Source organism: Diaphorobacter ruginosibacter (assembly GCF_040396215.1).
Lineage (GTDB): Bacteria > Pseudomonadota > Gammaproteobacteria > Burkholderiales > Burkholderiaceae_C > Diaphorobacter_A > Diaphorobacter_A ruginosibacter_A.
This window is the reverse complement of the sequence record NZ_JBEBOW010000168.1, coordinates 1-6,333: the sequence shown is the minus strand read 5'-3', so window position 1 is coordinate 6,333 and position 6,333 is coordinate 1. Positions and strand designations below refer to the sequence as shown.

9 protein-coding genes are annotated in these 6,333 nt (G+C 63.8%); 6 read left to right on the top strand and 3 right to left on the bottom strand.

The features are described 5' to 3' along the window. Nucleotides 1-265 precede the first annotated feature (265 nt). From ABWP92_RS15795 to ABWP92_RS15780, 4 genes are all read left to right on the top strand, one after another. Nucleotides 266-538: a (2Fe-2S)-binding protein gene (locus ABWP92_RS15795; protein WP_353236358.1), complete on the top strand. Its 273-nt coding sequence runs from the start codon at nucleotides 266-268 to the stop codon at nucleotides 536-538. Between the two features lie 111 nt (nucleotides 539-649). Beyond that, nucleotides 650-1,390 (top strand): energy transducer TonB, encoded by a 741-nt coding sequence (locus ABWP92_RS15790; RefSeq protein WP_353236357.1) that lies wholly within the window; start codon nucleotides 650-652, stop codon nucleotides 1,388-1,390. Nucleotides 1,391-1,411: 21 nt separating this feature from the next. Then, a complete protein-coding gene (locus ABWP92_RS15785) occupies nucleotides 1,412-2,128 on the top strand; it encodes a MotA/TolQ/ExbB proton channel family protein (RefSeq protein WP_353236356.1) in 717 nt (238 codons plus the stop codon). Nucleotides 2,129-2,134: 6 nt separating this feature from the next. Next, nucleotides 2,135-2,545: an ExbD/TolR family protein gene (locus ABWP92_RS15780; protein ID WP_353236355.1), complete on the top strand. Its 411-nt coding sequence runs from the start codon at nucleotides 2,135-2,137 to the stop codon at nucleotides 2,543-2,545. Between the two features lie 74 nt (nucleotides 2,546-2,619). Here ABWP92_RS15780 and ABWP92_RS15775 read toward each other — a convergent pair whose 3' ends face one another. From ABWP92_RS15775 to ABWP92_RS15765, 3 genes are read right to left on the bottom strand one after another with little or no spacing between them, the layout of a single operon-like run. Continuing rightward, entirely contained in the window at nucleotides 2,620-3,294 is a 675-nt protein-coding gene (locus ABWP92_RS15775) for a uracil-DNA glycosylase family protein (protein WP_353236354.1), read from the bottom strand. Next, a complete protein-coding gene (locus ABWP92_RS15770; protein WP_353236353.1) occupies nucleotides 3,275-3,871 on the bottom strand; it encodes a DUF488 domain-containing protein in 597 nt (198 codons plus the stop codon). The genes ABWP92_RS15775 and ABWP92_RS15770 overlap by 20 nt, the downstream gene beginning before the upstream one ends. A 6-nt stretch (nucleotides 3,872-3,877) precedes the next feature. Then, nucleotides 3,878-4,093: a hypervirulence associated TUDOR domain-containing protein gene (locus ABWP92_RS15765; protein WP_353236352.1), complete on the bottom strand. Its 216-nt coding sequence runs from the start codon at nucleotides 4,091-4,093 to the stop codon at nucleotides 3,878-3,880. A 159-nt stretch (nucleotides 4,094-4,252) separates the two neighbouring features. Here ABWP92_RS15765 and ABWP92_RS15760 point away from each other — a divergent pair, with 159 nt between their 5' ends. Further along, on the top strand, nucleotides 4,253-5,773 hold the full coding sequence (locus tag ABWP92_RS15760; protein WP_353236351.1) for a nitronate monooxygenase: 1,521 nt from the start codon (nucleotides 4,253-4,255) through the stop codon (nucleotides 5,771-5,773). 151 nt (nucleotides 5,774-5,924) lie between these two features. Continuing rightward, entirely contained in the window at nucleotides 5,925-6,149 is a 225-nt protein-coding gene (hemP, locus tag ABWP92_RS15755) for a hemin uptake protein HemP (protein WP_353236350.1), read from the top strand. Nucleotides 6,150-6,333: the final 184 nt, after the last annotated feature.

Genomic DNA, 6,333 nt, shown 5'->3' with positions numbered 1-6,333 from the left:
GCCCCAGGTCTCGATGTTCGAGATGGCAGGCCTGATCGGCAAGCACGTCAAGTAAGCGTGCCAGCCCTCTCGACAGGGCCGTGGCCGCAAGCCACCATGAACAGTCAAAAAAAGCCGACCGGCCACTGGCCCGTCGGCTTTTTCATTTCATGGCGCCCCCATCGATAGACACACAAAATGGAGGTGATAAATATTGCAAATGCGATGAATTCGCATTTATAATTCACACCAGTTCATCAACCAGCCAGCCAAGCCTCTTTGCACCATGATCGTTTGTGTATGCCGCCGAGTCTCTGACCGCGAAATCGCACGCCATGCGCATGCAGGCATGAGCTTCGACGAAATTCAATTCGAACTGGGCGTCGCCACCCAGTGCGGGCGCTGCGAGCAGTGCGCGCGTGATGTGGTATCCCAGTGCTGCGCAAGCGGTCCCGTGGCTGCCCTGCACAACGAGTCTGCGCCGAAGACGATCCAGCTTGCCAACTCCATCACCGAGAGCCAAGCATGGAATTCATCACTTCACTCGCAGGTAGTTTGATTCTTGTCGTTGGCTCGGTCTGGTGGGTTCTGCGCAAATAATCCACATTCGAATTTCCGGTTGCCGATGGCGCTTGAGGTTTCAACATAGCGCTCATCCGCGGCCCTTTCTATGTCCCAGATCGATCAATTAGACGTCCCCGCTCGCGCTGGTCGCAATGCCGTGGTCGCGGGCTCCGTCGTGATGCTGCATATCGCCGGCCTGTGGGCTGTGCAGGCAGGCATGGCCCATCACACGCCACCGGAAGTCATCGTTCCAGCACAGCTGATCAGCGAATTCATCACGCCACCGGCGCCAGAGCCCGCACCCGTTCCTCCGGCGCCACCAACACCGCCGCCGCCCAAACCGGCTCCCGCGCCGCCGCCCAAGCCCAAGCCGGTACAGCCCAGGCCCAAGCCGACACCCATTCCCATGCCGGTGGCGATCAACGATCCGACACCTTCGCCCAACGCCCCGACCGGACAGGTGCAGGAGACGCCCCCGGCGCCACCCGCGCCTCCAGCGCCGCCCGCACCTGCGGCTCCTCAGCCGAGCCCCCCGGCGCCCGCCGCTCCGGCAGCGCCCAGGATCGAATTGCCCTCGAGCAATGCGGCTTATCTGAACAACCCGAAGCCCGCCTTTCCGCCGGTCAGCCGGCGCCTTGGCGAGCAAGGCAAGGTAACGCTGCGCGTGCTGATCAGCGTGCAAGGCCTGCCCGAACGCGTGGAAATCGCAAAATCCAGCGGATTCGACCGTCTGGATCAAGCCGCGCTCGAGACCGTCAAACGCTGGAAGTTCGTGCCAGGCAAACGCAATGGCGTCGCCGAAGCCATGGAATATCTGGTACCCGTCAATTTCGTTCTCCAACAATAAATTTTTTTCGCAGGAGTTTTCATGGAATCCCAATTTGGCATCGCCAATGTCTGGATACAAGGTGACTTTGTCACCCGCGCCGTCGCCATTCTGTTGCTGGTGATGTCGCTCGCATCCTGGATCGTCATCATCATCAAGGCGCTGGACATCCTGCGCTTCAAGAAGAACGCCCGCGTCGCACGCGACTTCTGGCACAGCGAGGACTTCGCCGCGGGCATGACCAAGCTGGGCACCGATCCAAGCAACCCCTTCCGCATCCTGGCGCTGGAAGGCCGCGAGGCGACCGCCCACCACCGCAACACACAGGCGCATCTGCACGATTCGCTGGACGTGAGCGACTGGATCACGCGCTGCCTGCGCAACTGCATCGACGAGTTCACCGCGCGGCTGCAATCGGGGCTGGCGATTCTGGCCTCCGTGGGCTCGACGGCTCCGTTCATCGGCCTGTTCGGCACGGTCTGGGGCATCTATCACGCGCTGGTGGCGATCGGCACGTCCGGCCAATCCACCATCGACAAGGTGGCCGGCCCGATCGGCGAGGCGCTGATCATGACCGCGCTCGGCCTGGCCGTCGCCATTCCCGCCGTTCTGGGCTACAACGCACTGGTGCGCGGCAACAAGTCGATCCTGAACGGGCTGAACAGCTTCGCGCACGACCTGCATGCCTACTTCGTGACCGGAGCCCGCGTGGCCACCCACGGCGAGACCGGCAAGGTGCTGCCCATCAAGAAGGGATAATCAGCCATGGCATTCGGTACACAGGACGATTCCGATGAGGTGATGAACGAGATCAACATGACGCCGCTGGTCGACGTCATGCTGGTGCTTCTCATCATCTTCATCATCACCGTTCCGGTGATCAAGCACGCCGTACCGGTGGACCTGCCGCGCGCCTCCAACCTGGAAGAAGTGATCAAGCCGCAAACCATCCGGCTGTCGGTCACCGAGGACGGCAAATACCATTGGAACGAACTCGACATCGGCGATGACGAGCTGGAGCCCCGTCTGGCCACTGAAGCCGCCAAGGACCCTCAGCCCGATCTGCACATCCGTGGCGACAAGAACGTGCGCTACGAACGCGTTGCGCAGGCCATGGCCGCAGCCCAGCGCGCGGGCGTCAAGAAGATCGGTTTCGTGACCGATCCGGTGAAATAGGCTCGCCAGACCCCTGCTTGCCCAGACGACGCCCGGCCATCACGCCGGGCGTTTTCCTTTCCCCACGCCCTGCATCAAAGCAGCGCATGCACCTGCCGCCGCAACTCGGGCAGCAATTGCTCCTCGAACCACTCGTTGCGCTTGAGCCAGCCGCTGTTGCGCCACGATGGATGGGGCAGGACGATGCAGCGCGGCGCCGTGGCGCTGCCTTCGATCTCACGCCAGCGCCTGACCGTCTCGTTGACGCCGAGCCGCCAGAACTCCCCGGGCGCCTGCCGCCGCCGCAGGTGCCAGCGCTGGGCATGGCTGCCCACCAGCAACAGCAGGCGCAGGTCCGGCAGTCCGGCCAACAGACTGTCCTGCCAGGTACGCGCGCATTCGGGGCGCGGCGGCAGATCGCCGCCGTGCGCATCGAATCCAGGAAAGCAAAATCCCATCGGCAGGATGGCGATGCGGCTCGCGTCGTAGAAAGTGCGCTCGTCAATGTCCAGCCACTGCCGCAGCCGCACGCCCGAGGGATCGGAAAACGGAATGCCGCTTTCGTGCGCGCGTATCCCCGGAGCCTGGCTGGCGATGCAGATGCGCGCCGTCCGCGCGACCTGGAACACCGGGCGCGGCTCATGGCCGAGCGCGCGTCCCTTGTCAGGATGCTCGACGCAGATCCGGCACCGGCGTATGGCCGCGGCGAGTTCGTCGATCCGTCGCGCGCCCTCGCCGGCCGGCGCTTCTTCAGGCAATCTTGCTTTCATCGTGTGGTTCTCCGCCGCCAGCATCATGCGGGGGATAGACCACCGAGAGGTCTTCCCGCACGACGGCACCCTCAGTCAGCCTGGCCTCCTCGACGCGACCCGCGCCCATGATGTGCCGCACCTCGCAGCCGCTGGCGATCAGGTAGTCTGCCACGATGCGCCTGTGGCATCGCCACCAGAGCGCCTCCGCGCACATGATGGCGCAGCGCCGCCTCTGTCCCTCGCTCAGCAGTTGCCGCAGCCCTTGCCGGAAAGCGTCGCTCAGCGCGTAATCCGCGTAACGGTGAAAACTGGCATTGCGCCAGTTTCCGTTGAGGACGCCCGGCACGCCTGCTGCTGCTTTGCCGCGCAGGCCGCCCAATGCCGCGAGATGCTCGTATCCCATGCCTTCTTCGGCCAGCGCGGCGGGCAGCGTCGATTCATTGAACTGCGGGTTGGCGCGCGAGCGCGTCATCTTGCGCACATCGACCACACATTCCACGCGTGACGCCTTCAGCAATTCCAGGAAATCCTCCAGCCTGCGGTTGGAGTGCCCTATCGTCAGAAACACCGGGCCGGGCGCCCGCCGCGCCAACATGCGCGCTCAGCCGCGCACCAGCGCGCTGCCCTTGTGCGCGGCGATGTGGTCCGACTTGTCGCTTTTGATTTCGTATTGCGGCTGCTCGGGCGATGCGTGGTGCGTATAGCCCTTGAAGGCGAAATCCCGCGTGTGGCGGGCGACGATGGTTCCGCCGACCCACCCCGCCTCGGAATTCCAGCGCACATGATCGCCAGGCTTGAATGATGTGGACGCAGTCATGGGCGCAGCACCTCCCGCGGATGATGGAAGCTCGATTCTGCGCCGCGCCGCTTACCTTGAGCGATGCCGTGGTTACTTGCTCCGCACGCCGGCGGGCATTTGTATTTTCGCTCCGGGCGGTTCATGATCGGCCCATCCACGATTTCCAGGAAAAAGACGATGACCCAGGCCGCCGGCGCACGCGATGACGTATCCGAATTCTCTTGCCCGCTTCCGCACACGCCCCTGTGCGATCTGCTGGGCTGCCGGCTTCCCCTGATTCTCGCCGGCATGGGAGGCGTGGCGCGCGCGGAACTGGTGGCCGCGGTGACGCATGCGGGCGGCTTCGGATTCCTCGGCATGGTGCGCGAGCCGCTTGCGCTCATCGAGGCGCAGGTACGCGAAGTCCGGGAGCTGCTCGGCAAGGAAAAAGACAGGCGCTTCGGCGTCAACCTCATTCCCGCCGGAACGGCGCCTGAATTGCTCCAGCAGCAGGTGCAACTGTGCATCGACCTCGAAGTGCCTGTGGTCGGGCTGTTCTGGGATGTGCGGCGTGACGTGATCGACCGGCTGCGCGCAGCGGGCATCACGGTCGTGCATCAGGTGGGCAGCGTCGCCCAGGCCCTCGAAGCGCAGGAAGCAGGAGTGCATGCGCTGATCGTGCAAGGCGTCGAGGCAGGAGGACACGTCTACGGAAGGCAGCCCCTGGAACAGATATTGGCCCAGGTGCTCGCCGTGGTGGATATACCCGTGGCGGCAGCCGGAGGGATCGCCAACGGCCAGGACGTGGCGCGCCTGCTGTCGCACGGAGCGCAGGCGGCCGTGCTCGGCACCGCGCTCATGGCGACGAAGGAGTCATTCGCGCATGAATACCACAAGCAGCGCATCGTCCAGGCCCGCGCACGGGACACCGTTCTGACGGAGGATTTCCACGTCAACTGGCCGCCGCATGCCGCCGTGCGCGTGCTCAGGAACAGCGTGACGCAGGGCGAGCGCGGCGATCCCCACGCCCAGACGGCCCGGCAAGTCATCGGGGACGAAGAAGGACGCCCGATCCACCTGTTCAGCACGGATTCGCCGCTGCGCTCCATGACCGGCGATTTCGAGGCCATGGCGCTCTATGCGGGCCTCGGGGTGGAGCACATAGACACCATACCCGCCGCCGCCGAGCGCATGGAGAGCATCATGCGGCAGGCAGGGGCCGAATGGCGCAGGCTGCACCCGGCGGAGGTCGAACTGAGTTCGCCAGTCTGCTATGCGCCGGAGTTCGAGCGCGCACGCCATGCCGAGCTGATCACGCGCCTGAACGAACTGCTCGAAGCCGAGCGCGCGGGCGTGCGCGTGACCGTGCAGACACTTGCGCAAACCCACGACCCGGCCACGCGCGAACTGGTTCAGGCCGTGCACCATGACGAAGTGCAGTGGTGCGCGATGCTGCTGCACGCCATCCGGGACATGGGCGGAAAGTCCAGCACGCACACGGGCGACTTCTTCCAGAAGGCGATGGCGGTCCCCGACGTGGACGAGCGCCTGGCGTTCCTCAATCGCGGACAAGGCTGGGTCGCCCGCAAGGTCCGGGAACTGCTGGCGATGGTGGAAGACCCCGCGCTGAGCCGCAACCTGACCCACATGCTGGACTCGCACGTCGAAAACCTCGACAAGGTGAACCGGCATCTGGACAAGTCCCAGCCATCCGCATGAAAAAAAGTGAGCGCAGCGCAGGCCATCCGACTCCCGCCAGCCTGCCTTTTCAGGCGAAAAAAGAAATCTCACATTTTTTTTGCATTTTGCCTTGACCAATGAATGAGAACGGTTATCATTCACACATCGAACACATACGGAGTACACACCGATGTCCGCAACAATGACCGCTCCCGCAGGCAATGCTCTTTTCGGCGCACAGCGTTCTTCGCGCAGCCACAGCCCGTCGCATGATCCATTCGCCAACGTGGCGGAAGTGGCCTCGCTCGACAGCCGCAATCTGCTGCAGGGCCACAAGGTGGTGACGATTGCGCACAACGGTGTTCTGTATCGCCTTCAAGCCACCAAGCTGGGCAAGCTGATCCTCACCAAGTGATCCGCCCGGGCCCCAGGCCAGGAATTTCCGAAGTTTCATCGTGGGGCGACTCCAGGACCTAACTCCGGTCCGAAGGTCGTATTTGCCAGCCACCGAGTCCGCTCCATTAGCCAGGCGTTTTTTCCAGGGAAAAAACACGTACCCCACGATGCAGGATCGGCAACGCCGACTCCATATGTCTTTC